The sequence below is a fragment of the Bdellovibrio bacteriovorus genome (genome assembly GCF_001592745.1).
In the GTDB taxonomy this organism is placed as follows: Bacteria; Bdellovibrionota; Bdellovibrionia; order Bdellovibrionales; family Bdellovibrionaceae; genus Bdellovibrio; species Bdellovibrio bacteriovorus_B.
In genome coordinates, this window is the sequence record NZ_LUKD01000001.1 from 508,443 (window position 1) to 534,667 (window position 26,225).

A 26,225-nucleotide genomic window follows, 5' to 3' on the forward strand; every position below is an offset into this window, starting at 1 on the left:
GCGGAATAAACATGGCAAACACAACACAAGACACTGCAAAGCCCCTTAAGAAAAAAGGCATCATCCGCTGGGAAGCCATCATTCCTTTTGCGATCATCTGTGCCATCATCGGTCTTTACTTCCATTTCTTCTTTGATACGCATCTGCGCCGCGCGCTGGAATGGGGCGGATACAATGCCGTCGGAGCCGAGGTGAACATCGCAAACCTTGAAACCAGTTTTTTTAATGCCAGCCTTCGCATTCAAGGTATTGAAGTAACGGACGCAGAACGTCCTACTCATAACTCCATCAAAATTGGCGACATCCGTTTTTCGATGCTTTGGGATGCCCTTCTTCGCGCCAAGGTGGTTGTTAACGAAGCCGCCGTTGAACAAATTGAATTCGGTGTTCTAAGAAAAAAACCGGGCAAGGTGAAGCCTCCCGAGCCCGACGATGGCCAACCTAGCATGACTGAAAAACTGAAGGCTCAAGCTTTGAAAGAAGCTCAAGAGCAATACGGCGACAACGTTCTTGGAGACGTCATTGCCATGCTTGGCGGAACCGACGCCAACGTTCAACTGCAAAAGCTTCAAGAAAGCCTTCCTTCGAAGGCCATGCTTGAAAAATTCGATGCGGAACTGAAAGGCAAACAACAGGCTTGGGATGCCCGTCTTAAAACTTTGCCTCAAGAAAAAGACATCCGCGCTTTGAATGATCGCTTGAACAAAATTAAGTACAAAGATTTCAAAACGCCGCAAGAGTTGCAAACTTCCGTGCAAGAGCTGGATAAAGTTCTTAAAGACGGCGACGCCATGTACAAGCAAGTGCAAACGACTGGCGACGATCTGGGAAAAGATCTGAAAGCTGTAGAAACTCAGTACAAAGACATCGAAAAGCAAGTGAAGACCGACATCAAGTCCTTAGAGCAGCACTTCCGTATTCCTCAATTAGATGCGAAGGCCATGACTCGTGCGATGTTCAATAAGTACCTGGCTCCTTACAAATCAAAATTCTATCGCTACAAAGAAATGGCCGATAAATACCTTCCGCCAAATCTGATGAAGAAAGATAAAAAAGGCGAAGACATTGCGATCCAACCTCACCCTCGCGAAAAAGGTATTAGCTACGAATTTGGCCGCGCGAACTCTTATCCCCTTTTCTGGGTGAAGCGTACAGCCGTAAGTTCTCAAGCGGGTGTGACTCCCGATGCCGGCAACATCAAAGGTGAAATTTTAGATATTACTTCAAATCAACGTCTTGTGGGTAAGCCGACAGTGGCGACTTTGGCCGGTGACTTCCCTTCAAAAGAGATCTTTGGCTTCTTGTTGCGTCTGTCTCTGGACAACACAAAAGCTTTAAGTGAGATCGCGTATAAATTCAATGTCGATGCTTATTCAATTCTGGGTAAAGACTTAGTGAAAACTCCCGATGTCTCTATCGCTTTCAACAAAGCAACGGGCGCAATGGGGATTGAAGGTAAAGTTGTTGGTCTTAAGAATATCGTTTTGGCGATGAACAATAAGTTCACCAAAGTCGACTATGCCATTTCTGCTAAGAACGAAGTCGCTGATCAAATTTTGAAGACGGTTTTTGCGGGGATCCCTGTGGTCACTCTCACAGTAGATGGACAAGGTGACTTCCCGGATATTCCACTTAACATCAACTCGAACTTGGGACCTGAGTTGCAGCAAGGTTTTTCAAAACAAATCCAAGCCAAAGTAGACGAAGCTCGCGCTCGCATTCAAGCTGTCGTCGACCAAGAAATCGGTAAACAGCGCGCGCAAGTGGAAGCTCAGCTAAATCAGTTGCGTGGTCAGTTCGATGGCGAAGTTAAAAAAGCTCAGGCGCAAATCGAAACTCAACGTAAACAAGCAGAGTCCCGCATCGATCAAGCGAAGAAAGATGCCGAGAACCAAGGCCGCAAACAGCTGGAAAAAGAAGGCCAGAAAGCTCTCGACTCTTTGAAAGAAAAATTCGGCTTCTAAAGTTTCCGGTTTTTCTGTCTAGGATATTTTTTTGAGAGTGTCGAAGCTCTCTACAGGACCTGTAAAGAGCTTCGACACATTCCCTAACTTACTGTTTTTACTTCTAAATTCGCCTCACTTTTTTGACCTTGCCCCTTTTTTTAGCACAAGTTTTCATGCTAGCCTGACGATGAGGTAAATATGAAAGCTTCGATTCCAACTTCAAAATTGATTCTTAGCTGTGTGATCGCCACCCTCGGCACGGCTTGCGCCAAGATGAACTTCACCCCTGTTCCCGAACAGGACAAGGCTTCTATCGTCCCGCCAACGCCTTCTAAAACGGTGACATCCACGGAAGTGGTTGCTTATGGAAATAAGCAAGTCGACTTCCTGTTGGTATTGGACGATTCAAACTCGATGCTTCCCGAGCTGCAAAAACTAGCGGCGCGTATGTCGAGCTTCGTAAACTCTTTGGACGCCAGCAACATCGATTGGCAAATGTGCTTAACGACGACGCGAGGAACTTCTCAAGGCGGTTCACTCGTTTACGGGAAGCCTTTGAATTGGAGCAGTTATTCTCCTTCGTCGGGCCCTGCTTACTTGTTGAAAAAAGGAACCGCCAACCTCAATACGATTTTCACTTCCACAGTGAATGCTTTAACTATTGGTGGCTCTAATTCAGGTGATGAGCGCGCCATCAAAGCGACCCACGATAATTTTCTAGATACTTCACACAGCTGCTATCGTCCTGGTGCCGCTGTTTCCGTCATCGTAATTTCCGACGAAGACGAGCGCTCTGTCGGTGGCAACGCCAGCCGCGTGAAGCCCAATGATGCCGACGGCGTTTTCCAACCTCTGGAGTCTTCTGACCAACCTACGACATTGTTAGATGTAGCCCACAGTACTTTTGGACAAGATTTACGCTTTACTTTCAGCTCAATCATTGTGAAGCCAGGTGATTCTGTGTGCGAAGCGGAACAAGACCAAAACGTTTCGCCGAGCCATCCTGGATACGTTTATTCCGAAATGTCGCGCCTTACGGACGGAGGCGTCGGCAGCATTTGTGATGCCGACTACAGCGCCAACCTAAATAACTTCCGCGACAAAATCGTGAACTCTTTGTCTTCTTTGAATTTACAGTGCGACCCTGCTGAGGGTACGTTGAAAGTAAGAATCGGAGGACTTGAAGTCCCCGGCATCAAACTCGATGGAAAAGTTCTGAAATTCAGCTACCCGCTAGTTGAAGGAACCCAAATCGACTTGATGTACGACTGTAAAGATTAAGAATCTCATTCCTGCCTTTGCTAAGGATCCGGCGAAGGCTTTTTCTATTGCGCTGGCCTTCCTAAAAGAGAATTTACGTAGGCAATTGAATCTTTGTTATACCAATCGATCGTGCCCACGATCTTCTTAACAAGCTTCTGGTCTTTTCCTAAAACCATCGACTCGGGAAGACGAGCGACTTGAAACTGCTTCATCAGGCTGCGATCTTGGTCCCACACAATTTTGATATTTTCACCCTTCATTTCAGGGAAGGACTTCATAAAGACGTCGATATCTTCGCGCAGGCTATCGCCAGAAACTGCGATCAACTGAACTTCGCCTTTGAATTCTTTCACAAGTTTGATCAAAGAAGGAACTTCTTCGATACAAGGTCCACACCAAGAAGCCCAGAAGTTGAGGATGACGACTTTACCTTCCATCGATTTCAGATCAAAGCTTTGGCCTTCTAAGTCCTTCGCTTCAAAATTGGGAACACCTTCTTTTTCCATACGCTCTAAAGCAGAATAGTTGTTCGCGCCCGTCTCTTCCACACGTGAGCCCATCCAATGATTAAATCCCCACACTCCTAAAACAGCGAAGATAACAACGACGATAATAGCTTTAAGATGTTGTTTCATAGGAACTCCTTACATGCAGATAGCACATAAACTGTAGGCCAATCTCATGAGGAGAGCAATCAATGAGCCCCGCAATACCAAGCCAGCGACAAAAGGTTGCATGGCAGACTGTTTTACACTCATTTTGGTTTTTTGAGCCGACACCGCGGCCAGCCCACTAGATGTCTTTTAGATTTAGCGGAACTGTAGCGGTCACGGTCGTTCAGGAGATCTTCAAGCGTCACTCTTTGTGAAGTTTGAAGAGCCTCTTGGAGCAGACAAAATCTCCATGACCTGAACTCCATCACCCGGAAAAATCGCAAAATGAGGGTGATCTAAAAACATCTGTGCCGCCTCTGGATGAGACTCTGCTTTTACAACGATAAAGTTCCCTTGCAGCGCCGGGATATCTTGAACACCTTGATTGTCCACTAGCTTCGTATTCCCTAAGGGCCCACCCTCATAGACAACAGCATGCTTGTACTTTGTCGCCCACTGCTCGCGCGCGGCGGTGCCCTTTTTCATGCGCTCTTCTTGCTCTTCAGGACTTAACTTTTTCCAAGCTTCATGAGCTTTACTATTCTCTGCACAAGTGAAAATCGCCAAAAAATTCTTCATACAGCTCCAAGTTCATTAATATCTGTACCGAGTTGTTGAGCTTCTTCGGGTTCGCAAGAAGAGACTCCCGGGTTCAAGCCCCGTTACTCACCCCAATTTAATGTAACAGCTAATCGAGGAATTGCCTCCAAAGAAGTTTACATCGCGATTCCCGCAGTAAAGTACAAACGCATATTACGTAAACGAATGAGAAGAATGATTAATGCCTAAGCACAAAAAGAAAAAGGCCCTGATTTTCTCAGAGCCTTTTTTGAAAACTTATTTTTGAGATTCAAAATTAAGCGCGAGCTGCTGCTCTGTCTTTCTTTTGAGTCTTTTTAACAGATTTCTTTTTAGCAGCTACTTGCTTAGTAGTTGCTTTCTTAGCTGCAGAAGCTTTTTTAGCTGCTTTTGGTTCTGCTTTAGTCGCTTTCGCGTCTTCTTTAGCAGCGCCTTTAGCTTCGAAATCGTAGTCTACGAACTCAAGGAAAGCCATCTCAGCAGTGTCACCAGGACGACGACCGATTTTGATGATACGAGTGTAACCACCTGGGCGTGTCTTGAAACGTGGAGCTAGATCAGTAACGATTGAGTTAACAGCTTCTTTGTTAGGGTAGCGAGACATCAACAAACGAGTTGTTGCCAAGTCACCTTTTTTACCAAGAGTGATAGCTCTTTCAACGTGACGACGCACTTCTTTAGCACGGTCAACAGTTGTAGTGATACGGCCGTGCTCGATAAGAGAAGTTACAAGACCTCTCAACAAAGCTTTTCTTGGGCCAGATTTACGATCGAAATGTTTTACTCTTCTTCTGTGTGAACTCATTTTGTTCTCCGTTTGAACGGGCTGACCGTATTAGGTATCAGCACGATAGAACCCCGAAGGGTCACTTTTAAGGGCTCCTTGCCCCGCAACCCCCGCAAGGGTCACTTGTCCAGAACACCATCATTGGCAATTCTTAAAAAAACGATGGGAGTTCTACCTAAGCAGAACTCCCTTTAAATCTTACTGAGGAGTCTCTCTCTTTTGAGGAGGTTGACTTGGATCCCAACCCGGAGGTGGCCAGCCTTCGATTTTCATACCGAGGCCAAGACCCATCTCGCCCAAGATCTCTTTGATCTCGTTAAGAGACTTACGTCCGAAGTTTTTAGTTTTAAGCATCTCTGCTTCAGAACGAACAACCAACTCACCGATGTAACGGATGTTAGCGTTTTTCAAGCAGTTAGCTGAACGTACAGACAACTCTAGATCGTCTACAGAGCGGAACAAATTCTCATTCAATGAAGGAGAACCCATTTCGCGAGCTTCTTCAGCTGGCTCCATAGTTTCGTCGAAAGTAAGGAAGATTTGAAGTTGTTCTTTCATGATTTTAGATGAAAGGGCAACTGCCTCTTCTGGTTTCAAAGAACCATCTGTCCATACTTCAAGTGTCAAAGCATCGTAGTCAGTTCTTTGACCAACGCGTGCATTTGATACGTTGTAATTTACTTTTCTAATCGGGCTGTAAAGAGCGTCTACGCCGATGAAACCTACTGGAAGGTCAGTTTCTCTGTTTTCAACAGGAACATAACCACGACCGAAACTTACAACGATTTCTGCGTTGAAGTTTGCGTTTCCACCCAAAGTAGCGATGTGAAGATCTGGGTTCAAAACTTCGATCTTATCAGAAACTTGGATATCGCCAGCAGTTACTTTGCCTGGACCTTTTTTAGAGATCTTCAAAGTAACAGAATCAGAAGTGTATTGTTTAAAACGCACTTCTTTAAGGTTCAAGATAATGTCAGTAACATCTTCAAGAACATCAGGAATCGTAGTGAACTCGTGCAATACGCCTTCAAACTTAACAGCCGTAATTGCAGAACCCATCATAGAACTCAAAAGAATTCTTCTTAGGGAGTTACCAAGAGTAACCCCGAAACCTCTTTCGAGGGGACGGATAATGAATTTAGCGTAGTCATCACGAAGAGTATCACGATCAACCTCAAATCCCTTTGGTTTGATCATCTCTCTCCAGAACTTATAATAGTGCTCTTGCATGCTTCCCCCGAGAGGTAAAATTATCTTGAGTAGTATTCAACGATCATGTTTTCTTCAGTAGCAACTGTTACGTCTTCGCGAGTTGGAAGATCTTTAACAGTACCAGTGAATTTAGCATGATCAGCTTCAAGCCATGCTGGAACAGATCTACGAGCAACTGATTGAATAGCGCCCAAGATTTTGCCCATTTCGCGGCTTGATTCCGCAACCGTAATAACGTCACCTTTATTTACGATGATGCTTGGAATGTTAGCTCTCTTACCATTCAACAAGAAATGGTTGTGTTTAACAAGCTGCCTTGCTTCACGACGAGAGTTTGCATATCCCAAAGCATATACAACGTTATCAAGTCTTGTCTCGAGGAATTTAAGAAGCGCAGTGCCCGTCAATTCTTTTGAACGGCTGGCTTCTGTAACATATTTCACAAATTGTTTCTCAGAAACACCGTAGTATCTCTTAGTTTTTTGTTTTTCACGCAATTGAAGTGCAAATTCAGAGAACTTCAAACGAGATTGACCGTGTTGTCCTGGAGGATAAGGTCTTCTTTCGAAAGAACACTTATCAGTGTAACAACGGTCACCCTTCAAGAAAAGTTTCACGTTTTCGCGACGGCAAAGCTTACAAACGCTTTCGTTAATGCAGCTCACGATATACTCCTATTAAATTCTTCTACGCTTAGGCGGACGGCAACCGTTATGTGGAACAGGAGTGATATCTTTAAGAGTCAAGATTCTCATACCTGTAGCAGCAAGTGCACGGATTGCAGGTTCACGACCAGCGCCTGGTCCTTTAAGATAAACGTCCACAGATCTCATGCCTGCTTCCATAGCTTTTTTTGCAGCGTCTTCTGCCGCGGACTGTGCTGCATAAGGAGTGCCTTTACGGCTTCCTTTGAAACCAAGGTGTCCAGCAGAGGACCAAGACACCGTAGCTCCGTTCGGATCAGTCATCGTAACGATAACGTTACCGAAGCCAGCTTGGATATAGCAGTTCCCTTGAGGAACGTTTCTTTTAACTTTTTTCTTAGCAACTTTTTTATTGTCAGTAGTGTTCATGTGCTAGCTACTCCCTAGACTGCTTTTTTCTTATTCGCTACTGTCTTCTTAGGACCTTTACGAGTACGAGCGTTAGAACGAGTGTTCTGACCACGTACAGGCAAGCCCTTACGATGACGGATACCGCGGAAGCAGTTCAAGTCCATAAGACGTTTAATAGAAAGGCCAACTTCACGACGCAAATCACCTTCTACTTTGAAGCTTTGCTCGATGATGCCACGGATTTTAGCGATATGCTCGTCCGTTAGTCCCTCAGTTCTTAGATCGTGAGGAATACCAACTTGCTTACAGATCATAGCCGCACGAGGACGACCGATGCCGTAGATGTAAGTCAAAGCAATTTCAACTCGTTTATTTCTAGGTAAGTCGACACCAAGTAAACGTGCCATGTTTAACCCTGCCTTTGCTTATGTTTAGGGTTTTCGCAAATAACACGAATAACGCCTTTTCGTTTGATAACTTTACATTTATTACAGATTTTCTTAACTGATGGTCTTACTTTCATACTGTCTTCCCATACTTCGTTCCGCTTCAGAAAAAGAAGCGAAAATATCAGCAAAAACACGAATGCGGTCCGGCACGCTAACACCGAAAAACATTAAAGTCTAGAGATAAAAATAATACAGCCGTCTTATTTTATTATTTTTTCGATCTCTTTATAGACTTCTTCGGAGTCTCTATTACCGTCCACTTCTACGTATTTGCCTGCTTTTTTATAAAACTCTTTTAAAGGGCTTGTTTGTTCTTGGTAGGTTTTAAGCCGAGTCTCGATAACCTCTGCCTTGTCATCATTCCTTTGAATGACTTCACCGCCGCAAACATCACATTTGCCTTCCGTCTTGGTAGGCTTGCTGACTATGTGGTAGACAGATCCGCAATTTTTACAAACCCGTCTTCCAGTCAATCGATCCATCAAAATACTCATCGGAACTTCGAGAAAAATTGCTTTTCCGATGGAGAGATTCATTTTTACTAACAACTCATCCAAAGCCTGAGCTTGCACTGCAGTTCTTGGGAATCCGTCGAGGATAAAGTTCTTAGTTCCTTTTTGAAGAACTTCTTCAACCATGCCGATCACAATACTGTCCGGCACTAGCTGACCCTTATCCATATATTCTTGGGCTTTTTTACCAAGATCTGTTTGCCCCTTAATAGCCGCTCTGAACAGATCGCCGGTGCTGATTTGCGTCATTCCCAAGCGTTTAATCAAGAGTTCAGATTGAGTACCTTTTCCGGCCCCAGGGGCTCCAAACAGGATCACGTTCATTAGAACTGAACCCTTCTGCTGCGAATTTTAGCTCCTTTAAGGAAGCCCTCATATTTTTGAGTAATCATATGAGATTGAATTTGCTGAGCAGTATCTAACGCCACACCCACTAGGATCAAAAGGCTTGTTCCACCGAATTGGAATGGAACATTGAACTGAGTCGCCATGATGCCTGGTAGGATACAGATCGTACAAAGATAGATACAACCCAATACGTTTACGCGCTCAAGAACCTTTTGGATGTAGTCAGCAGTTGTTTTACCCGCGCGAACGCCAGGGATGAAACCACCGTACTTCTTAAGGTTGTCAGCAACGTCGTTCGGATTGAAGACGATCTCTGTATAGAAGAACGAGAAGAAAATAATCAATGCCACGAACATGATGTTGAAGATCGTGCCCGATGGGTTCAAAGAATCTTGCAAAGACTTCAACCAAGGAGTGTTCACGAACTGCGCCATAGTCGCAGGGAACATCAACAAGGAGCTTGCGAAGATTGGTGGGATAACCCCAGAGAAATTGATTTTAATAGGCAAGTGACTTGTCGGAGTTTGCATAGACTGCATTCCGCCGCCGCCTTGTCTTTGAGAATACTGAACAGTGATACGACGTTGTGCCACTTCCATGTAAATAACCGCTGCAATGATAGCAACCATGAAAAGCACTAGCAACAATGCTAGGACAAAACGCATTTCACCCGTACGAACTAGCTCCCAAAGCTGTTGAGCACCACCAGGGATCGCTGCTGCGATACCAGTGAAGATGATTAAAGAAGAACCGTTACCGATACCTCTTTCAGTGATTTGCTCACCCAACCACATGATGAAGCACGTACCTGCTGTCAACGTGATGATTGTCATGATTTGGAATGGAAGGAACGCCACTTCTGGTGCGATCACTAATGGACGACCATCTGGGCTTGTAGAATTCATCAACCAGCTGCTGATTCCGTAACCTTGAACAATCGCCAAAGCTACAGTCGCATAACGAGTGTATTGGTTGATTTTACGACGTCCCTGCTCCCCTTCTTTCTTCAAAGATTCCAAGTACGGAATCGCTGAAGTTAGAAGTTGGAAAATGATGGAAGCAGAGATGTACGGCATGATACCCAATGCAAAAATACTGAATTGGGAGAGAGCACCACCCGTGAAGGTGTTGAATAACCCAAAGATTCCGCGGCTTTGTGCTTGGAAGAACGACAATACAGCTGTTCCATCAACTCCAGGAGTCGGAACGTGTACGCCAATTCTGTAAATAGCCAACATTGCCAATGTGAACAAGATGCGTTTACGAAGATCAGAATTCTTTGCGATGCTCTCAATTGCAGACACTACTTAATTACCTCGACTTTGCCGCCAGCAGCTTCAATAGCTTTCTTAGCGCTTTCTGAAAATTTATGAGCCTTAACAGTCAAAGCTGCTTTTAGCTCACCATTTCCCAAAATCTTAACCGCGCCGCCATTGATTAGGCCAGCTTGGTGAAGAGTTTCAGGAGTTACCTCTCCAGAAAATTTAGCAAGTTGTGATAAATTAACAATCTCAAATTTGTTAGCAAACGCGACGTTGCTAAAACCAAACTTAGGCAAACGACGGTGCAAAGGAGTTTGACCACCCTCGAAACCACGGCGAACACGTCCGCCAGTACGAGCTAGTTGACCTTTGTGACCTTTTGTCGCAGTGCCACCCATACCAGAACCGATACCACGACCGATTCTTTTTGGGCTGTGCTTAGATCCCGCTTTGGGAGCAAGTGTTTTAAGCAAGCTCATGGATTACCCCTTAACTACAACATCTACTAGATGTTGTACTTTCATAATATTGCCGCGAGCCGCTGGAGAGTCTTTTACTTCAGAAGTAGAATGACGCTTCTTAAGCCCCAAGCATTTAACTGCATCTTTTTGGTCTTGAGTGCAGCCGATCAATGATCTTTTCAATGTAAGAACAAATGTTTTTGCCATTTTATGCCACCGTTCCGATTAAAGCTGTTTCAACTGCTTTAAGCCGTCGATTGTTGCTCTTACTGCATTGTGAGGGTTACGAGTACCAACACATTTAGTAAGAATGTCTTTTACGCCAACAGACTCAAGAACTGCACGCACCGCGCCACCCGCGATCACACCAGTACCAGGAGCAGCAGGTTTCATAATAACCTTTGCTGCACCGAACTTGCCGATCACTTCGTGAGGGATTGTGCGACCTTCTTTAAGAGCTACGGATTTAGCAGATTTTTTTGCAGATCTGCTAGCTTTACCGATAGCCTCAGGTACTTCGCCTGCTTTACCAGAACCGAAGCCTACGTCTCCAGCCTTGTTTCCAACTACTACTAGAGCTGCGAAAGAGAAGCGACGACCACCCTTAACAACTTTCGTTACACGGTTGATCGCAACTACACGCTCTTCTAATTCAGCTGCTTGAGCTTGAACTTTCTCCACACATCACTCCTTAGAAATTAAGGCCGCCCTCACGAGCGCCTTCTGCTAGAGATTTAACACGGCCATGGTACAAGTAACCATTACGGTCGAAAACAACGTTCTTGATGTTTTTCGTAGCAGCTGCTTTAGCCACTTCGTTACCAACAAGTTTCGCCATATCGATACCAGACTTGTCATCTTTACCAAGAGAAGAAACCGCAACTAGAGTTGTACCTTCAACATCATTGATGATTTGAGCGTACATGTGCTTACCGCTACGGAATACGCAAAGACGTGGTCTTTCCGCAGTTCCGTTTACAGTCTTACGGATTCTGATCTTCTTTTTGAGGCGATTTGATTTACGTTCACTTGTATGTTTGCTTACTTTAATTTTCATACATTACCTCAATTATTTACCAGCCGACTTACCAGCTTTACGTCTGATATGCTCACCAGCATAGCGAACACCTTTTGCCAAGTATGGCTCAGGCGGACGGAAAGAACGGATTTTAGCTGCCACTTGGCCAACCAACTCTTTGCTTGGGCCAGTGATTGTAAGGTTCGTTTGCTTATCAACCTTGATTTCGATTCCTTCAGGGATATCGAAGATCACAGGGTGAGAGAAACCCAAAGAAAGTTCCAACTTCTTACCAGATACGTTTGCACGATATCCGACACCGTGAAGTTCAAGACCTTTTGTGAAACCTTTAGTTACGCCAGTTACTGCATTTTGGATAAGCGCTCTGTAAAGACCGTGCAATGCGCGGCTTTCTTTAGAGTCATCTTTGCGAACCAAAACAACTTTACCGCCTTCTACTTTCGCAGAAACAGCTGATTGCATACCGATTTTCAAAGAAGACTTCGCACCTTTAACGACAACTTCGTTAGCAGGTGTTACGCTTACTTGTACTGTGTTATCAAAAATAACGGGTGCTTTACCAATACGAGACATAATTCACCTACCAAAGTGTCGCAAGCAATTCACCACCGAGTTTTGCCTCAGTAGCTTGCTTACCGCTCATGATTCCTTTGCTAGTGCTGATGATGGACATACCCATACCAGAACGAACTGTCGGAATCTTGTCAGATTTAACATAAACTCTACGACCTGGACGAGATACGCGGTCGATAGAATTGATCACGTGGTTTCCAGCTTCGTCGTATTTCAAGTAAACACGCATAATGCCTTGTTTGCTGTCTTTAGCGACTTTGAAGCTTCTGATCAAACCTTCGTTAACGAGGATTTGAGCAATACCCGCTCTTACTTTTGAAGCAGGAAGATCCACTTTTTCGTGTTTCGCTGCTCCAGCATTTCTAATCATTGTAAGGAACTGAGAGATTGTATCCATAGTGATCCTCTTACCAACTTGCTTTCGTTACGCCAGGCAATTTACCGTCAAGAGCCAATTGTCTGAAAGCGATACGAGACAAACCGAATTTGCGGTAGTTACCACGAGGGCGACCCGTCAATTCACAGCGAGTGATAACGCGGTTTGGATTTGTATCACGACGAAGAGCTTGAAGCTTTTTACGAGCTCCATCTCTTTCTTCGTCAGAAAGCTTCATGTCGACAGCTTTCTCTCTAAGCTCTTTTCTATATTGAGCGTATCTTTTAGAAAGTTCTTTTCTTTTATTATTTTTTTCAATGCTTGCTTTACGAGCCAAGTTACACCCCTCTTACTTTCTGAAGGGCATGCCAAGTGCTTCAAGAAGCGCTCTGCCCTCAGCGTCGTTTTTAGCAGTTGTACAAATAGTGATGTTCATACCGCGAGTTTTATCAACTTTATCGTAGTTGATCTCAGGGAACACGATTTGTTCTTTCAAGCCCATGTTGTAGTTACCACGGCCGTCGAAACCTTTATTTGGCAAACCACGGAAGTCTCTTACGCGAGGAAGTGCCAAAGTGTTCAAACGATCCATGAAAGACCACATTTTTTCTCTTCTCAAAGTTACGCGAACACCCAATGGGATGCCAGCACGCAATTTGAAGTTAGAGATAGCTTTTTTAGCTTTAGTGATAACAGCTTTTTGACCAGTGATCGCAGTGATCTCGTCAACAACAGTGTTCAAAATTTTTGGATTTTGAACTGCTTCGCTCAAGCACACGCTTAGAGTGATTTTCTCTAAACGAGGAACTTGCATCACGTTTTTAGCACCCAATTGTTTTTGAAGAGCGGGAGCGATCTCTTTTCTGTATTTTGTATGTAAGCGATTCATCTCATCACCCCTTATAGAACTTCCGGAGCCAAAGATACGATCTTAACGAACGACTTAGCTCTCAATTCTCTGGCAACTGGGCCAAAGATACGTGTTCCAATTGGTTCCTTAGAAGCGTTGATAAGAACTGCAGAGTTATCATCAAAACGGATGTAAGATCCGTCTGGACGACGAAGTTTTTGCACTGTTCTTACAACAACTGCTTTAGCAACATCACCTTTTTTAACTTTAGCGTTTGGCAAAGCTTCTTTGATAGAAACAACGATAACATCACCGATAGATGCTACACGGCGTTTTGAACCACCAAGAACCTTTACGCACATAACTTCTTTAGCGCCAGAGTTGTCAGCTACATTTAGTCTAGTTTGCATTTGAATCATGACAACTCCCCTTACGCCTTAGCCGTTTCAACAACTTCAGCCAAAGTCCAACGCTTAGTTTTGCTAAGAGGACGAGTTTCACGGATCTTAACGATGTCACCAGTTTTAGCTTGGTTCTTTTCGTCATGAGCCTTGAAAACAGATGTCTTCTTAACGTACTTACCGTACTTTGGATGTTTCACCATGCGGTAGATGAGGACAGAGATAGTTTTATCCATCTTGTCACTGATAACTTCACCTACGACTTCAATTTTACGTCCTCTAGTATTAGTTTCAGTCATTCTCTACCTCTATCTCGCCACTTTTTTAACAATCGCTGTATTGATTTTAGCGATGTTGCGGCGAAGATTACGAATTTCAATTGGGTTTGAAAGTTGACCAATTGAATTCTTGATACGTGCTTGGAACAACTCTTCAGAAAGAGCTGCTCTTTTCTTCTTCAATTCAGTTACAGAAAGATCTTGAATCTCAACGAACTTCATAAAACTACTCCCTCACCAAGAAACGAGTTTTGAAAGGAAGTTTGTGAGCTGCGCGTTCGAAAGCTTCTTTAGCTTGTTCACGAGTCACACCGTTCATTTCGAAAAGAACTTTTCCAGGAAGAACGCGTGCTACCCACAACTCCGGATTACCTTTACCGCTACCCATACGAGTTTCAGCAGGTTTCTTAGTTACTGGGATGTTCGGGAACACACGGCACCAGATTTTACCACCACGTTTTACTGAACGTGAGATAGCAATACGACCAGCTTCCAACTGACGAGCTGTCAGACGGCCTTCCTCGATAGCTTGAAGACCGTAGTCTCCGAAATCAAGGTTAGAACCTCTGTAAGCAAAACCAGTTGCGCGGCCTACAAATTGTTTACGCCATTTTACTCTTTTAGGACTTAACACGACCTGCCTCCTCAACTTCGCGAGCAGATAAGATATCGCCTTTATAGATCCATACTTTCATGCCGATGATTCCGTATGCAGTCAAAGCTTCAGCAGTACCGTAGTCGATATCTGCACGCAATGTATGAAGAGGAACACTCTTCTCATTGTACCACTCTGAACGAGCAATTTCGGCTCCATCAAGACGTCCTGAAACACGGATCTTGATACCTCTCACGCCGCCTTTGATAGCAGCTGCAATAGCTTTTTTAAGTGCTCTTCTCCAAGAGATACGTTTCTCAAGTTGTTGAGCAATACTCTCAGCGACGAGCTGAGCATCGAGGTCTGGCTTGCGCACTTCTTGGATGCTCAAGAAAACTTCGTTGGGTGTAAGTTTTTGAACTTCCGCTTTAAGTGAATCAATACCAGTACCTTTTTTACCAATTACAACACCTGGACGAGCAGTAGAGATGATGATTTTGATCTTCTTCGCTGCACGTTCCATTTCAATTTTCGCCACACCCGCGTGCTTAAGCTTATTTTTCAAATATTTTCTTAAGCGGATGTCTTCGTGGAGATTTTCAAAATATTGGTTACCCTTCGCATACCAGCGAGAGTCCCACGTTCTGATAACACCAACTCTTAGACCAATTGGATTAACCTTTTGTCCCACGACTATTTCTCCTCGAGTACTACGTTAATGTGGCTGGTCTTCTTGCGAACTCCGAAAGCACGCCCTTGAGCGCGAGGACGGAATCTTTTAAGAACAGGGCCTTGATCAACCCAGATAGCTTTAACATAAAGATTATCAACATCCATAACCTTTTTGTATTCTGCGTTAGCAACCGCAGATTCGATTAGCTTTTTTACCATACCAGCAGTTTTCTTATTCAAGAAAGTGAGAGTTTTTACTGCTTCGTTCACGTCTTTACCGCGAACTAGGTCAACAACCAATCTTGCTTTCTGAGCGCCTACTCTTGCATATTTCAAGCTTGCTTTAACTTCCATAATCAACCTCTATTACTTCTTAGCAGCAGCAGGAGCAGCTGCTTTCTTCTCGGCGTGACCTTGGAAAGTTCTTGTTGGAGCAAACTCACCGAGTTTGTGACCAATCATGTTCTCAGTGATGTAAACTGGAACGAACTTTCTTCCGTTATGAACCGCAAAAGTCAGTCCAATTGTCTCTGGAAGAATTGTTGAGCGGCGAGACCAAGTTTTAATAACTTTTTTATCATTTTTTTCGATCGCAGTGTCGATCTTCTTTTGAAGATGCAAATCGACGAATGGACCTTTTTTAATCGAGCGTGCCACCTTTTACTCCTACTTACGTCTCTTGATAATTGAAGAGTTGGTTCTCTTGTTATTTCTAGTTTTGTAACCCTTACAAGGTTGACCCCAAGGAGTTACTGGGTGATGCCCTTTACCAACACCCTCACCACCACCCAATGGATGGTCGACAGGGTTCATGTGCATACCACGAACTGAAGGACGGATACCTCTCCAACGAGAGCGACCTGCTTTACCAAGATTGATGTTTTCGTTGTCAGTGTTACCAACTTGACCGATTGAAGCTTTGCACACAGACAAGATTTGCTTCAATTCGCCAGACGGCATACGTACTTGGCAGTATTGTTCACCTTTACCAGCCAAAGTTGCTGTAGCACCCGCGCCACGGCAAACTTGACCACCTTTACCCGGACGCATTTCGATGTTGTGGATCACAGTACCAACTGGGATCGCAGCCAAAGAAAGGCAGTTACCTGGTTTGATGTCGGCTTTATCAGAAGAAAGAACTGTATCACCTACGTTCAATCCAACTGGAGCGATGATGTACGCCTTAGCGCCATCTACGTAAGAGATAAGAGCGATACGGCAAGTTCTGTTTGGATCGTACTCGATCGCAACAACTTTTGCTGGAACGTCTACTTTAGTTCTTTTGAAATCAACCAAACGGTATTTTCTCTTATGACCGCCACCTTGGTGACGGATAGTGATTTGACCGTGGTTGTTACGAGCAGCTTTATTATGTAGAGGTTCAACTAGAGATTTCTCTGGAGTTGTTTTCGTGATTTCTTTGAAATCGAAACCAGTCATTCCTCTGCGACCATGAGAGCGTGGGGCAAATGTTTTAATACCCATCTTTATACTCCCTCAAAAAGAGCGATCTTCTCACCTTCAACAAGCTTAACGTAAGCTTTTTTCCAGTAAGGGACCTTTGTTAATCCGAATTTAGTGTACTTCGAGTGACCGCGGCAAACGCTAGTTCTAACGCTGTCTACTTTCACTTTGAAGTTCTTTTCTACCGCAGCTTTGATGTCAGTCTTAGTAGACTTAAGATCTACTTCGAACACATACACGCCAGCAGCGTTGTGATATGTATTTTTCTCTGTGATAAGAGGAGCTTTAATTACTTGTTTCATTACGCTTTCTCCAATGAGCAACGATCTACGATTTTTGCTACAGAGTCTTTTGTGATCACTGCTGCATCGTATTTCAATAGATCGAATACGTTCAAACCTTCAACTGGGAAGTATTTGAAAGATTGTAAGTTTTTAGAAGCGCGACCGAACTTTTCGTTCACAGCAGCGTCAACCAAAACAGCTTTTGTTAGACCGAAAGCTTTCAAACGTTTGTTAAGCTCAGCAGTTTTACCTTCAGATTGCATGCTGTCCACGATGAACAACTTGCCTTCTTTTTGAAGGTGAGAAAGTGCCATGCTCAAACCTAAACGACGAACTTTTTTAGGTAGAACGAAAGCGTAGCTACGAGGTTGTGGACCGAACATAGTACCACCACCAGGCATCAAAGGAGAACGTGAAGAACCTTGACGAGCTCCACCAGTACCTTTTTGTTTGAATGGCTTTTTACCACCGCCAGACACAAGACCTTTTGTTTTAGTCATGTGTGTACCTTGACGACGAGCCGCCAATTGCCATTGAACTACAGTGTGAAGAACTTCCTTTTTAACAGGAGCTTCGAACACGTCAGCAGCCAATTCAACTGATCCAACTTTTTCTTTTTTCCAGTTTAATACGTTTACTGTTGCCATACTATTCTCTCACCAACTTAACTAAAGTGTTTCTGGCACCAGGAACAGGACCCTTAACCATAAGAACGTTTTCGTCCGCTAGAACTTGAACGATCTCAACATTTTTTACAGTCACTGTTTCGTTACCCAAATGACCAGGGAATTTTTTACCAGGCATTACACGACCCGGCCATGTTCTGTTACCAGAAGAACCCGGACGACGGTGGAATTTAGAACCGTGGGCACCAGGACCACCGGCAAAGTTCCAACGCTTCATAACACCAGCGAAACCTTTACCTTTAGATTTAGAAGTGATTTTTACGAAATCACCTTTAACCAATGAATCGATAGAGATTTGCGCACCAACAGTCACGCCTTCAGGGATTGATTGGCGGATTTCTTTTACGAATTGCGCGCCATTTTCAAAACCAGATTTAGCCAAGTGACCTTTTTCTGCTTTGTTTGAGTTTTTAGCTTTTTTAGGATGGCAAGCTACTTGAATAGCTTCGTAGCCATCAGCTTCGTTAGTTTTGATTTGAGAAACAAACCAAGGCTCATAACGAAGAACTGTTACAGGAACTGCCTCACCATTTTCATTGTAAATGGTAGCCATACCTTCTTTGAATGCGAACAGGCCGTTCAGCTTCAGGCCTTGCTCGTTTGAATTTGTAGTTTGTGTAGTTTCGCTCACTGTTTACTCCTAGATTGCTGAAAGTTTGATTTCAACATCAACGCCAGCTGAGAGGTCGAGTTTCATGAGCTGATCGACAGTCTGCTGAGTGGGTTCTAAAATATCGAGCATACGCTTGTGTGTTCTCACTTCGAATTGCTCACGAGATTTTTTATCTACGTGAGGAGAACGCAACACTGTGTAGCGGTTGATACGAGTTGGAAGAGGGATTGGACCCGCAACCTTCGCACCAGTACGACGTGCTGTTTCGACGATTTCTTTCGTCGATTGATCAAGCAATTTATGATCGAATGCCTTCAATCTGATTCTAATCTTCTGACTTTGCATATGGACACTCTTCTTCTTTTTAAAGTATCGTAATTACTAGCAAATTTACTAAAATGCGCTTTAACCCCATCGAAAACTTGTCCCGAATTAGCCCTTGCGGCCTGCGATTTCACTCACGCGGGAGGTTTTTTGTAAGTTGTAGACGCTATGAGTGCGCGAGTATGCGCACTGTAAAACCCTTTGTCAAAGGGAAATTATTAATTTTTTAATATCTTCCCATTTTGTGGAGAATTTCGGTTTTTGCCTTGGCCGGAACCACGGCATATTCCAAAAATTCCATACTGAAACTTGCTCTTCCCTGACTCAGACTGCGCACATTGGTCGCATAACCGAATAGGTTCGCTAATGGGGCTTCCGCAGAAATCACCTGACCGCCACCGACTTTGGCGTTCATCGTGAGAATTTTTCCACGGCGGGAATTTAAATCCCCCACCACATTGCCGACGAATTCATCGGGACAAGTGACTTCTAACTTAAAGATGGGCTCTAGAAGTTCAACAGTCGCACTTTTCACGGCATCACGGAAAGCCAGGGAAGTAGCCGCTTTAAAGGCCATTTCACTGGAAGCCTCGGGACGCACTTCTACGGAATTTAAAGTCCCCTTAATACCGATCATAGAGTAACTCGCCAGAGGGCCTACTTCGGCAGCCTCTTTAAAGCCGTTCTCGACCGCTTTTAAGAAGGGAGCTGTAAATTCTTTAGACACGGAAACTTTGGATACGAACTGAATGCCGTCATGTTGAGAAATCGGCTCAATCGTCAAAGAGACTTTCGCGTACTGCTGCTCACCCGCCACTTCACGTTCGTAAACGTGTTCAACTGTAGCTGAAGATGAGATGCCTTCGCGATAAGACACCTGAGGGTTACCGACGTTGGCCTGAACTTTATGCTCGCGCAAAAGACGGTCAACAAGGATCTCTAAATGAAGCTCTCCCATGCCCGACAAAAGAATTTGACCTGTTTCCGGGTCATTTCTTAGACGGCAGGAAGGATCTTCTTTACCCAATTTTTCCAAGCCCTGAAGCATTTTTTCCTGGTCAGCTGAAGACTTCGCTTCAATCGCCACAGAAATAACAGGTTCAGGGAAAGTGATCGATTCAAGAACGACAGCGTGAGACGTTTCACAAAGAGTGTCTCCTGTCGCCGTGAATTTAAGACCCACAACTGCGCCGATATCGCCGGCTTTCAAGCTTGTGATCTCTTCACGAGAGTTCGCGTGCATCTTAACTAATTTTTGGATGCGTTCTTTTTTCTCTGTGCGCGGATTGAAAAGTTGGTCGCCCACTTTCACTTCGCCAGAGTACACGCGGATGTAAGTCAAAGTTCCAGCAAATGGATCATTGGCAATTTTGAAAGCCAACGCTGCGACATTCGCTTCGAAGTCTGTCTTACATACAATTTCTTTTTCTGGTTTTTGCGGATCATGACCCACGATATCTGGCACTTCAATAGGAGAAGGCAAATAGTCGATCACGCCGTCGAGCAAAGGTTGTACACCTTTGTTTTTGAAAGCCGCCCCACAGAATACTGGGAAAGCTTTAAGTTCGAGAGTTCCTTTACGAAGAGCGCGCTTCAATTCAGCAACAGTCACTTCTTCGCCATTCAGATACTTCTCTAAAAGTTCGTCTTCAAACTCAACGATCTTTTCAATGACTTCTGTACGGAAGCGAGTGACTTCTTCCTTCATGTCATTGGGAACATCGGTAACTTCGAAATGGTCACCCATTCCTGCTTGGTCCCACATGTAAGCGCGATTTTCTAACAAATCGACAACACCGCGGAAGGTGTCTTCCATGCCGATAGGAACTTGAACAGGAATTGGATTCGCATTGAGCTTATCTTTGATTGTCCCGTAAGACATCACAAAGTCAGCACCCACGCGGTCCATTTTATTAACGAAACAAATTCTTGGAACTTTATATTTATCAGCTTGTTTCCAAACGGTTTCAGACTGAGGCTCAACACCGTTCACACCGTCGAATACGGCAATAGCACCATCAAGGACGCGCAAAGAACGCTCCACTTCAATAGTGAAATCCACGTGCCCAGGAGTATCGATGATGTTGATTCTATGATCTTTCCAGAACGCCATGGTCGCGGCAGAAGTGATTGTGATACCACGTTCTTGCTCTTGAACCATCCAGTCCATGGTAGCATCGCCATCATGAACTTCGCCGATTTTATGACTTTTACCAGTGTAGTAAAGAATGCGTTCGGTAGTGGTCGTTTTACCGGCATCGATGTGAGCCATGATGCCGATATTACGAGTATACTTGAGATCAGCTACAACTTTAGGATCTTTAGCTGACATGTAAACAGATTACCAATTGTAGTGAGAGAAAGCCTTATTTGCTTCAGCCATACGGTGAACATCGTCTTTCTTCTTAATAGAGTTACCTCTATTGTTGTAAGCATCAACGAATTCGCCAGCCAAGCGCTTAGCCATATCTTTTTCACCGCGCTCGCGAGAGTACTCAACTAACCATCTCATTGCTAGTGCCAAGCGACGAGAAGGACGTACGTCTACAGGAACTTGGTAAGTCGCTCCACCAACACGGCGAGAACGAACTTCGATAGAAGGCTTTACGTTTTCAAGAGCTTTTTTGAAGATGTTCATTGGCTCTTCGCCTTGAATTTTACCTTCAAGCTCTTTCAATGCTCCGTAGAAAAGCTTCTGTGCAGTAGCTTTTTTACCTTGGATCATCATTTTGTTAACGAATTTAGCAATTACTAGATCCTTGAAAACCGGATCTGGAATAATTTCTCTTTTAAAGGTCTTTTTACGACGTGACATTTCTCAATCCTTATTTCTTAGGTCTCTTAGTACCGTATTTAGAGCGAGAACGCAGACGACCGTTCACACCTTGAAGATCCAATACACCGCGTACGATATGGTAACGAACGCCCGGCAAGTCCTTCACACGACCACCACGGATCAAGACAACGCTGTGCTCTTGAAGGTTGTGACCGATACCTGGGATGTAAGAGATAACTTCGAAACCATTAGAAAGACGTACTTTTGCTACTTTACGAAGAGCTGAGTTCGGCTTCTTTGGAGTCGTTGTATAAACACGTGTACAAACGCCACGACGTTGAGGACATGAAACCAACGCAGGTGACTTTGTTTGGTTCTTTTGAACTTTACGCTCACTTTTGATGAGCTGGTTAATAGTAGGCACTTTAAAACCCCTTAAACGATTTTTCAATACTCCGACGAGTCGGAGTGCAGATCTAATCCAAGACGCTGGAACTTACATTGCCAAAAGCGCCCTGGTCAAGACTTTGTTGTTATTTTTATAGTCCAAAAAGTGGTGTGAGCTCCGCTTTTTGATCTTTTTACACTTTGTCCCAGGAGCCGACCTAAATCGGCGCCCGGGTTTCTTTAGTTACTACCCTTGGTGAGGCTGAGCTGACGCCGTCATTCCTGGCAATGCCACAAATGAAGTATCGTCGTCTTCCGCTACAGACACTTTCCAACGTTTGTATGAAGTCAAACCTGTTCCCGCTGGGATCAAGCGACCCATAATGATGTTCTCTTTCAGACCACGCAAATGGTCTGTGCGAGAATTGATCGCTGCTTCCGTAAGAACTTTTGTTGTCTCTTGGAAGGACGCCGCTGAAATCCAGCTGTCAGTGCTCAAAGAAACTTTCGTGATACCTAGAAGAAGCGGGCTGCAAGTTGCAGGTTGTCCGCCTTCACGGTTGATACGATCATTTTCTTCGTCGAAAGCATATCTTTCAACCTGTTCGCCCGCCAAGAAACGGCTGTCGCCAGCGTCCTTGATTTCTACTTTACGTAGCATTTGGCGAACGATCACTTCGATGTGCTTATCGTTGATACCAACCCCTTGAAGTCTGTAAACTTCTTGGATTTCATTCACAAGGTATGCTGATAGAGCTTTCGCACCTAGAACCGCCAGAATGTCATGAGGATTTGTTGGACCATCCATCAACGCCTCACCGGCTCTTACGTACTCACCTTCTCTTACAGCAACGTGCTTACCTTTAGGGATGAGATATTCTTTTTGCTCACCCACTTCAGGAGTTACGATCACACGTTGTTTACCTTTAACGTCTTTACCGAATGTCACATAACCATCGATCTCAGAGATGATAGCTGCTTCTTTCGGTTTACGAGCTTCAAACAATTCAGCAACGCGCGGTAGACCACCCGTGATATCCTTCGTTTTCGAAGTCTCACGATGCATCTTCGCGATAACGTCACCGGCATGAACTTCCTGCTGGTCAGAAGCCAGAAGTTGCGCACCCACTGGGATCAAGTATCTCGCAGGGATGTCACGGCCAGGAAGATTCAATGTCTTACCATTGCCATCAACTAGGAATACAGTCGGTTTAATATCAGAAGACTTAGACTCCATGATAACTTTGGTTGCGAAACCAGTTACCGCGTCGACTTGCTCCTGCATTGTCGAACCTTCTTCAATGTCGTGGTATTGGATCTTCGCAGAAACTTCCGCGATGATCGGATTCGAATATGGATCCCACTCAGCAACAGTTTGACCTTTAGCCACCTTGTCGCCTTCTTTGAAGTTAAGTACCGCACCGTAAACAAGCTTGAAGTTTTCACGTTCACGACCTGTTTCGTCGATGACTAGGGCAGAACCGTTACGATTCATCACAGTCAACTTACCGTTACGGTTCGTTACTGCGTGAACGTTTACAAGTTTAATAACACCATCATGGCGAGTTGTATGAACAGATTGCTCAACCGCACGAGAAGCCGCACCACCTAAGTGGAACGTTCTCATCGTCAACTGAGTACCTGGCTCACCGATTGATTGTGCTGCAATGATACCCACCGTTTCACCAAGGTTCACAGTGTTACCGCGAGACAAGTCACGGCCGTAACATTTCACGCACACGCCACGAGTAGATTCACACACTAGAGCAGAACGGATTTCAACTTTGTCGATACCAAGCTCTTCTACGCGCTTAACATCAGACTCAGTGATTTCGTGTCCGGCTTTCAAGATCACAGCGTTTGTCATTGGATCAACAACGTCTTTCAGAGTTGTTCTACCCAAGATACGATCGCCGATATTTTGGATGATCTCACCAGCTTCGTATACTGGAGTGATTTCCAAACCATCTGTCGTACCGCAGTCCACTTCAGACACAACAACGTCTTGAGCCACGTCAACCAAACGACGAGTCAAGTAACCAGAGTTCGCTGTTTTCAATGCGGTATCGGCCAAACCTTTACGCGCACCGTGCGTTGAAATGAAGTACTGGATAACTGTCAAACCTTCACGGAAGTTCGCAGTGATCGGAGTTTCGATGATCTCACCAGAAGGTTTCGCCATCAAACCACGCATACCACCCAACTGACGGATCTGAGCTGCGGAACCACGGGCTCCGGAGTCAGCCATGATGTAGATCGGGTTGAATGAAGGTCCTACGATTTCTTTACCATCAACATGGAAAGTTTGTTTTTCAATCGCGTTCATACCTTCTTTAGCGATCTTATCACCAGTTTGAGCCCAGATATCCACCACTTTATTGTAGCGCTCACCATCTGTGATCAAACCTTCGTCGTACTGCTGCTGAATCTCTGTTACTTGTTTCTCTGCATCAGCAATCAAAGTTGCTTTTGCTGCAGGGATAACCATGTCGTCGATACCGATCGACATACCCGCTGCTGTAGAATATTTGAAACCAAGTTCCATGATTTTATCAGCCAAGATACAAGTCGCTTTTGCACCAGCAAGACGGAATGTCTTATCGATCAAAGCAGCGATTTGTTTCTTATTCATTGTTACGTTCACTTCGTTGAACGGAACTTCTTTTGGTACGATGTCAGACAAGATAGAACGACCTACTGAAGTCTCTTGAACTTTACCGTTCAAACGAACTTTACAAGCCGCTTGCAAGTCAACAAGTCCTGTTTCGTAAGCGTAAAGAGCCTCTTGAACGCTGGCGAAAATCTTGCCAGTTCCTTTTGCTCCAGGACGAATACGAGTCAACCAGTACAAGCCCAACACGATATCTTGTGAAGGGTTGATGATTGGCTTACCAGATGCCGGAGAAAGGATGTTGTTCGTAGACATCATCAATACGCGAGCTTCAACTTGAGATTCCACAGAAAGTGGAACGTGAACCGCCATTTGGTCACCGTCGAAGTCGGCATTGAACGCCGTACACACTAGAGGATGCAATTGGATTGCTTTACCTTCGTGAAGTACTGGTTCGAAAGCTTGGATACCAAGTCTGTGAAGAGTTGGCGCACGGTTAAGAAGAACTGGATGTTCTTTAACCACGTCAGCCAAAATATCCCAAACTTCTACAGTTTCTTGGTCTACAAGGCGTTTTGCTTGCTTAATAGTTGTCGCCAAACCTTTTTCTTCAAGTTTGTTGTAAACAAACGGTTTGAAAAGCTCCAAAGCCATCTTCTTAGGAAGACCACATTGGTGAAGTTTCAAAGTTGGGCCTACAACGATAACGGAACGACCCGAGTAGTCGACACGTTTACCCAAAAGGTTTTGACGGAAACGACCTTGCTTACCTTTCAACATATCAGAAAGAGAGCGAAGAGGACGTTTGTTAGGACCAGTGAAAGTCTTACCGCGACGGCCGTTATCCAACAACGCATCAACCGCTTCTTGCAACATACGTTTTTCGTTGCGGATGATGATGTCTGGAGCGTTTAGCTCCTGAAGACGTTTCAAACGGTTGTTACGGTTGATAACACGACGGTAAAGATCATTAAGATCTGAAGTCGCGAAACGACCACCATCAAGTGGTACCAACGGACGAAGATCAGGAGGAAGAACAGGAAGTGCTTCCAACATCATCCACTCTGGCTTGTTGATAGAGCCTTTGAAAGCTTCAACAACGCGTAGACGTTTCGTCAATTTTTTGATTTGCGCTTCTGATTTCGTGTCTTTCACTTCCATACGAAGTTTACGAGACAAGTATTCAGGATCGATTTTGCGTAGCAATTCACGAACAGCTTCACCGCCCATGCCTGCTTTGAAGCTTGGACCGAACTCATTAAGAGCCGCTTGGTAAGCTTCTTCAGTCAAAATCTGACCTTCTTCCAATGTAGTTTCCATTGGATCGATAACCACGTGAGCTTCACAGTAAAGAACCTTTTCAACGTCTTTCAAAGAAAGATTCAAAAGGTTACCGATACGAGAAGGCAATGAACGCAAGAACCAGATGTGTGCCACTGGAGTTGCTAGTTCAATGTGACCTAAACGCTCACGACGAACTTTAGTTTGTGTTACTTCAACGCCGCACTTTTCACAGACGACGCCACGGTACTTCATACGTTTATACTTACCGCACAAGCACTCGTAATCCTTGATAGGACCGAAGATTTTCGCACAGAACAAACCGTCACGCTCTGGTTTGAATGTACGATAGTTGATAGTTTCAGGCTTCTTAACTTCACCAAATGACCAATCACGAATCATTTCCGGTGACGCCAACGATACTCGTACGGCGTCAAACGAAAGTGGATCTTTTGGTTTATCGAAAAAATTCAACAAGTCTCTCAAAG

At 44.5% G+C, this 26,225-nt stretch carries 36 protein-coding genes; 2 read left to right on the forward strand and 34 right to left on the reverse strand.

Annotated elements, in window-relative coordinates:
• The first annotated feature begins 11 nt into the window (after positions 1-11).
• Both AZI87_RS02400 and AZI87_RS02405 read left to right on the forward strand, forming a co-directional pair.
• On the forward strand, positions 12-1,964 hold the full coding sequence (locus tag AZI87_RS02400) for a TIGR03545 family protein (protein ID WP_063204834.1): 1,953 nt from the start codon (positions 12-14) through the stop codon (positions 1,962-1,964).
• A gap of 180 nt (positions 1,965-2,144) precedes the next feature.
• A complete protein-coding gene (locus AZI87_RS02405) occupies positions 2,145-3,227 on the forward strand; it encodes a hypothetical protein (protein ID WP_063204835.1) in 1,083 nt (360 codons plus the stop codon).
• Positions 3,228-3,271: 44 nt separating this feature from the next.
• Here AZI87_RS02405 and AZI87_RS02410 read toward each other — a convergent pair whose 3' ends face one another.
• From AZI87_RS02410 to rpoC, 34 genes are all read right to left on the reverse strand, one after another.
• Positions 3,272-3,844 carry a TlpA family protein disulfide reductase gene (locus tag AZI87_RS02410; RefSeq protein ID WP_063204836.1) on the reverse strand — a complete coding sequence of 191 codons (573 nt, stop codon included), beginning with the start codon at positions 3,842-3,844 and terminating at the stop codon, positions 3,272-3,274.
• A 213-nt stretch (positions 3,845-4,057) separates the two neighbouring features.
• Positions 4,058-4,441, reverse strand: a complete 384-nt coding sequence (locus AZI87_RS02415) for a hypothetical protein (RefSeq protein ID WP_063204837.1) — start codon at positions 4,439-4,441, stop codon at positions 4,058-4,060.
• A 277-nt stretch (positions 4,442-4,718) separates the two neighbouring features.
• Complete coding sequence (gene rplQ, locus AZI87_RS02420) at positions 4,719-5,246, reverse strand: 50S ribosomal protein L17 (protein WP_063204838.1); 528 nt, start codon at positions 5,244-5,246, stop codon at positions 4,719-4,721.
• 180 nt (positions 5,247-5,426) lie between these two features.
• A complete protein-coding gene (locus tag AZI87_RS02425) occupies positions 5,427-6,458 on the reverse strand; it encodes a DNA-directed RNA polymerase subunit alpha (RefSeq protein WP_063204839.1) in 1,032 nt (343 codons plus the stop codon).
• 20 nt (positions 6,459-6,478) lie between these two features.
• Positions 6,479-7,105 carry a 30S ribosomal protein S4 gene (rpsD, locus tag AZI87_RS02430; RefSeq protein WP_041874790.1) on the reverse strand — a complete coding sequence of 209 codons (627 nt, stop codon included), beginning with the start codon at positions 7,103-7,105 and terminating at the stop codon, positions 6,479-6,481.
• Positions 7,106-7,117: 12 nt separating this feature from the next.
• Entirely contained in the window at positions 7,118-7,513 is a 396-nt protein-coding gene (gene rpsK / locus AZI87_RS02435; RefSeq protein ID WP_063204840.1) for a 30S ribosomal protein S11, read from the reverse strand.
• A gap of 14 nt (positions 7,514-7,527) precedes the next feature.
• Positions 7,528-7,902, reverse strand: a complete 375-nt coding sequence (rpsM, locus tag AZI87_RS02440; protein ID WP_063204841.1) for a 30S ribosomal protein S13 — start codon at positions 7,900-7,902, stop codon at positions 7,528-7,530.
• A gap of 2 nt (positions 7,903-7,904) precedes the next feature.
• Positions 7,905-8,018 carry a 50S ribosomal protein L36 gene (rpmJ, locus tag AZI87_RS17950; RefSeq protein ID WP_080683743.1) on the reverse strand — a complete coding sequence of 38 codons (114 nt, stop codon included), beginning with the start codon at positions 8,016-8,018 and terminating at the stop codon, positions 7,905-7,907.
• 126 nt (positions 8,019-8,144) lie between these two features.
• On the reverse strand, positions 8,145-8,780 hold the full coding sequence (locus tag AZI87_RS02445) for an adenylate kinase (RefSeq protein WP_063204842.1): 636 nt from the start codon (positions 8,778-8,780) through the stop codon (positions 8,145-8,147).
• Entirely contained in the window at positions 8,780-10,108 is a 1,329-nt protein-coding gene (gene secY / locus AZI87_RS02450; RefSeq protein WP_063204843.1) for a preprotein translocase subunit SecY, read from the reverse strand. Before secY ends, AZI87_RS02445 begins: the two co-directional genes overlap by 1 nt.
• The gene (gene rplO / locus AZI87_RS02455; RefSeq protein WP_063204844.1) at positions 10,108-10,545 is read right to left on the reverse strand and encodes a 50S ribosomal protein L15; all 438 of its coding nucleotides are present in this window, start codon (positions 10,543-10,545) and stop codon (positions 10,108-10,110) included. Before rplO ends, secY begins: the two co-directional genes overlap by 1 nt.
• A gap of 3 nt (positions 10,546-10,548) precedes the next feature.
• Positions 10,549-10,734, reverse strand: coding sequence for a 50S ribosomal protein L30 (rpmD, locus tag AZI87_RS02460; protein WP_063204845.1), 186 nt, complete (start codon positions 10,732-10,734; stop codon positions 10,549-10,551).
• 18 nt (positions 10,735-10,752) lie between these two features.
• The gene (rpsE, locus tag AZI87_RS02465) at positions 10,753-11,208 is read right to left on the reverse strand and encodes a 30S ribosomal protein S5 (RefSeq protein ID WP_063204846.1); all 456 of its coding nucleotides are present in this window, start codon (positions 11,206-11,208) and stop codon (positions 10,753-10,755) included.
• Between the two features lie 10 nt (positions 11,209-11,218).
• Complete coding sequence (gene rplR / locus AZI87_RS02470) at positions 11,219-11,584, reverse strand: 50S ribosomal protein L18 (protein WP_063204847.1); 366 nt, start codon at positions 11,582-11,584, stop codon at positions 11,219-11,221.
• A 12-nt stretch (positions 11,585-11,596) separates the two neighbouring features.
• Positions 11,597-12,139, reverse strand: a complete 543-nt coding sequence (rplF, locus tag AZI87_RS02475; RefSeq protein WP_063204848.1) for a 50S ribosomal protein L6 — start codon at positions 12,137-12,139, stop codon at positions 11,597-11,599.
• 7 nt (positions 12,140-12,146) lie between these two features.
• A complete protein-coding gene (rpsH, locus tag AZI87_RS02480; protein ID WP_081110992.1) occupies positions 12,147-12,536 on the reverse strand; it encodes a 30S ribosomal protein S8 in 390 nt (129 codons plus the stop codon).
• 10 nt (positions 12,537-12,546) lie between these two features.
• Positions 12,547-12,852 (reverse strand): 30S ribosomal protein S14, encoded by a 306-nt coding sequence (gene rpsN, locus AZI87_RS02485; RefSeq protein ID WP_063204850.1) that lies wholly within the window; start codon positions 12,850-12,852, stop codon positions 12,547-12,549.
• 12 nt (positions 12,853-12,864) lie between these two features.
• Positions 12,865-13,404, reverse strand: a complete 540-nt coding sequence (gene rplE / locus AZI87_RS02490; RefSeq protein ID WP_063204851.1) for a 50S ribosomal protein L5 — start codon at positions 13,402-13,404, stop codon at positions 12,865-12,867.
• An 11-nt stretch (positions 13,405-13,415) separates the two neighbouring features.
• The gene (rplN, locus tag AZI87_RS02495; RefSeq protein ID WP_063204852.1) at positions 13,416-13,784 is read right to left on the reverse strand and encodes a 50S ribosomal protein L14; all 369 of its coding nucleotides are present in this window, start codon (positions 13,782-13,784) and stop codon (positions 13,416-13,418) included.
• Positions 13,785-13,795: 11 nt separating this feature from the next.
• Entirely contained in the window at positions 13,796-14,065 is a 270-nt protein-coding gene (rpsQ, locus tag AZI87_RS02500; protein WP_063204853.1) for a 30S ribosomal protein S17, read from the reverse strand.
• 9 nt (positions 14,066-14,074) lie between these two features.
• Positions 14,075-14,266 carry a 50S ribosomal protein L29 gene (gene rpmC / locus AZI87_RS02505; RefSeq protein ID WP_063204854.1) on the reverse strand — a complete coding sequence of 64 codons (192 nt, stop codon included), beginning with the start codon at positions 14,264-14,266 and terminating at the stop codon, positions 14,075-14,077.
• Positions 14,267-14,270: 4 nt separating this feature from the next.
• Positions 14,271-14,678, reverse strand: coding sequence for a 50S ribosomal protein L16 (gene rplP, locus AZI87_RS02510; RefSeq protein ID WP_063204855.1), 408 nt, complete (start codon positions 14,676-14,678; stop codon positions 14,271-14,273).
• Positions 14,665-15,330, reverse strand: a complete 666-nt coding sequence (rpsC, locus tag AZI87_RS02515) for a 30S ribosomal protein S3 (protein WP_063204856.1) — start codon at positions 15,328-15,330, stop codon at positions 14,665-14,667. The genes rplP and rpsC overlap by 14 nt, the downstream gene beginning before the upstream one ends.
• Before the next feature lie 2 nt (positions 15,331-15,332).
• The gene (gene rplV / locus AZI87_RS02520; RefSeq protein WP_063204857.1) at positions 15,333-15,665 is read right to left on the reverse strand and encodes a 50S ribosomal protein L22; all 333 of its coding nucleotides are present in this window, start codon (positions 15,663-15,665) and stop codon (positions 15,333-15,335) included.
• Positions 15,666-15,677: 12 nt separating this feature from the next.
• Entirely contained in the window at positions 15,678-15,968 is a 291-nt protein-coding gene (gene rpsS / locus AZI87_RS02525; protein ID WP_063204858.1) for a 30S ribosomal protein S19, read from the reverse strand.
• Positions 15,969-15,977: 9 nt separating this feature from the next.
• Positions 15,978-16,796 (reverse strand): 50S ribosomal protein L2, encoded by an 819-nt coding sequence (rplB, locus tag AZI87_RS02530; protein WP_063204859.1) that lies wholly within the window; start codon positions 16,794-16,796, stop codon positions 15,978-15,980.
• A gap of 2 nt (positions 16,797-16,798) precedes the next feature.
• Positions 16,799-17,077: a 50S ribosomal protein L23 gene (rplW, locus tag AZI87_RS02535; RefSeq protein WP_063204860.1), complete on the reverse strand. Its 279-nt coding sequence runs from the start codon at positions 17,075-17,077 to the stop codon at positions 16,799-16,801.
• Positions 17,077-17,706: a 50S ribosomal protein L4 gene (gene rplD, locus AZI87_RS02540; protein WP_063204861.1), complete on the reverse strand. Its 630-nt coding sequence runs from the start codon at positions 17,704-17,706 to the stop codon at positions 17,077-17,079. Before rplD ends, rplW begins: the two co-directional genes overlap by 1 nt.
• A gap of 1 nt (position 17,707) precedes the next feature.
• Complete coding sequence (gene rplC / locus AZI87_RS02545; RefSeq protein WP_063204862.1) at positions 17,708-18,376, reverse strand: 50S ribosomal protein L3; 669 nt, start codon at positions 18,374-18,376, stop codon at positions 17,708-17,710.
• 9 nt (positions 18,377-18,385) lie between these two features.
• The gene (gene rpsJ, locus AZI87_RS02550; protein ID WP_025308875.1) at positions 18,386-18,703 is read right to left on the reverse strand and encodes a 30S ribosomal protein S10; all 318 of its coding nucleotides are present in this window, start codon (positions 18,701-18,703) and stop codon (positions 18,386-18,388) included.
• 205 nt (positions 18,704-18,908) lie between these two features.
• Positions 18,909-21,014: an elongation factor G gene (gene fusA, locus AZI87_RS02555; RefSeq protein WP_063204863.1), complete on the reverse strand. Its 2,106-nt coding sequence runs from the start codon at positions 21,012-21,014 to the stop codon at positions 18,909-18,911.
• 9 nt (positions 21,015-21,023) lie between these two features.
• Positions 21,024-21,497, reverse strand: coding sequence for a 30S ribosomal protein S7 (rpsG, locus tag AZI87_RS02560; protein WP_063204864.1), 474 nt, complete (start codon positions 21,495-21,497; stop codon positions 21,024-21,026).
• Between the two features lie 10 nt (positions 21,498-21,507).
• Positions 21,508-21,882, reverse strand: coding sequence for a 30S ribosomal protein S12 (gene rpsL, locus AZI87_RS02565; RefSeq protein WP_041876514.1), 375 nt, complete (start codon positions 21,880-21,882; stop codon positions 21,508-21,510).
• 210 nt (positions 21,883-22,092) lie between these two features.
• The gene (gene rpoC / locus AZI87_RS02570; RefSeq protein WP_063204865.1) at positions 22,093-26,223 is read right to left on the reverse strand and encodes a DNA-directed RNA polymerase subunit beta'; all 4,131 of its coding nucleotides are present in this window, start codon (positions 26,221-26,223) and stop codon (positions 22,093-22,095) included.
• Between the last annotated feature and the right edge of the window lie 2 nt (positions 26,224-26,225).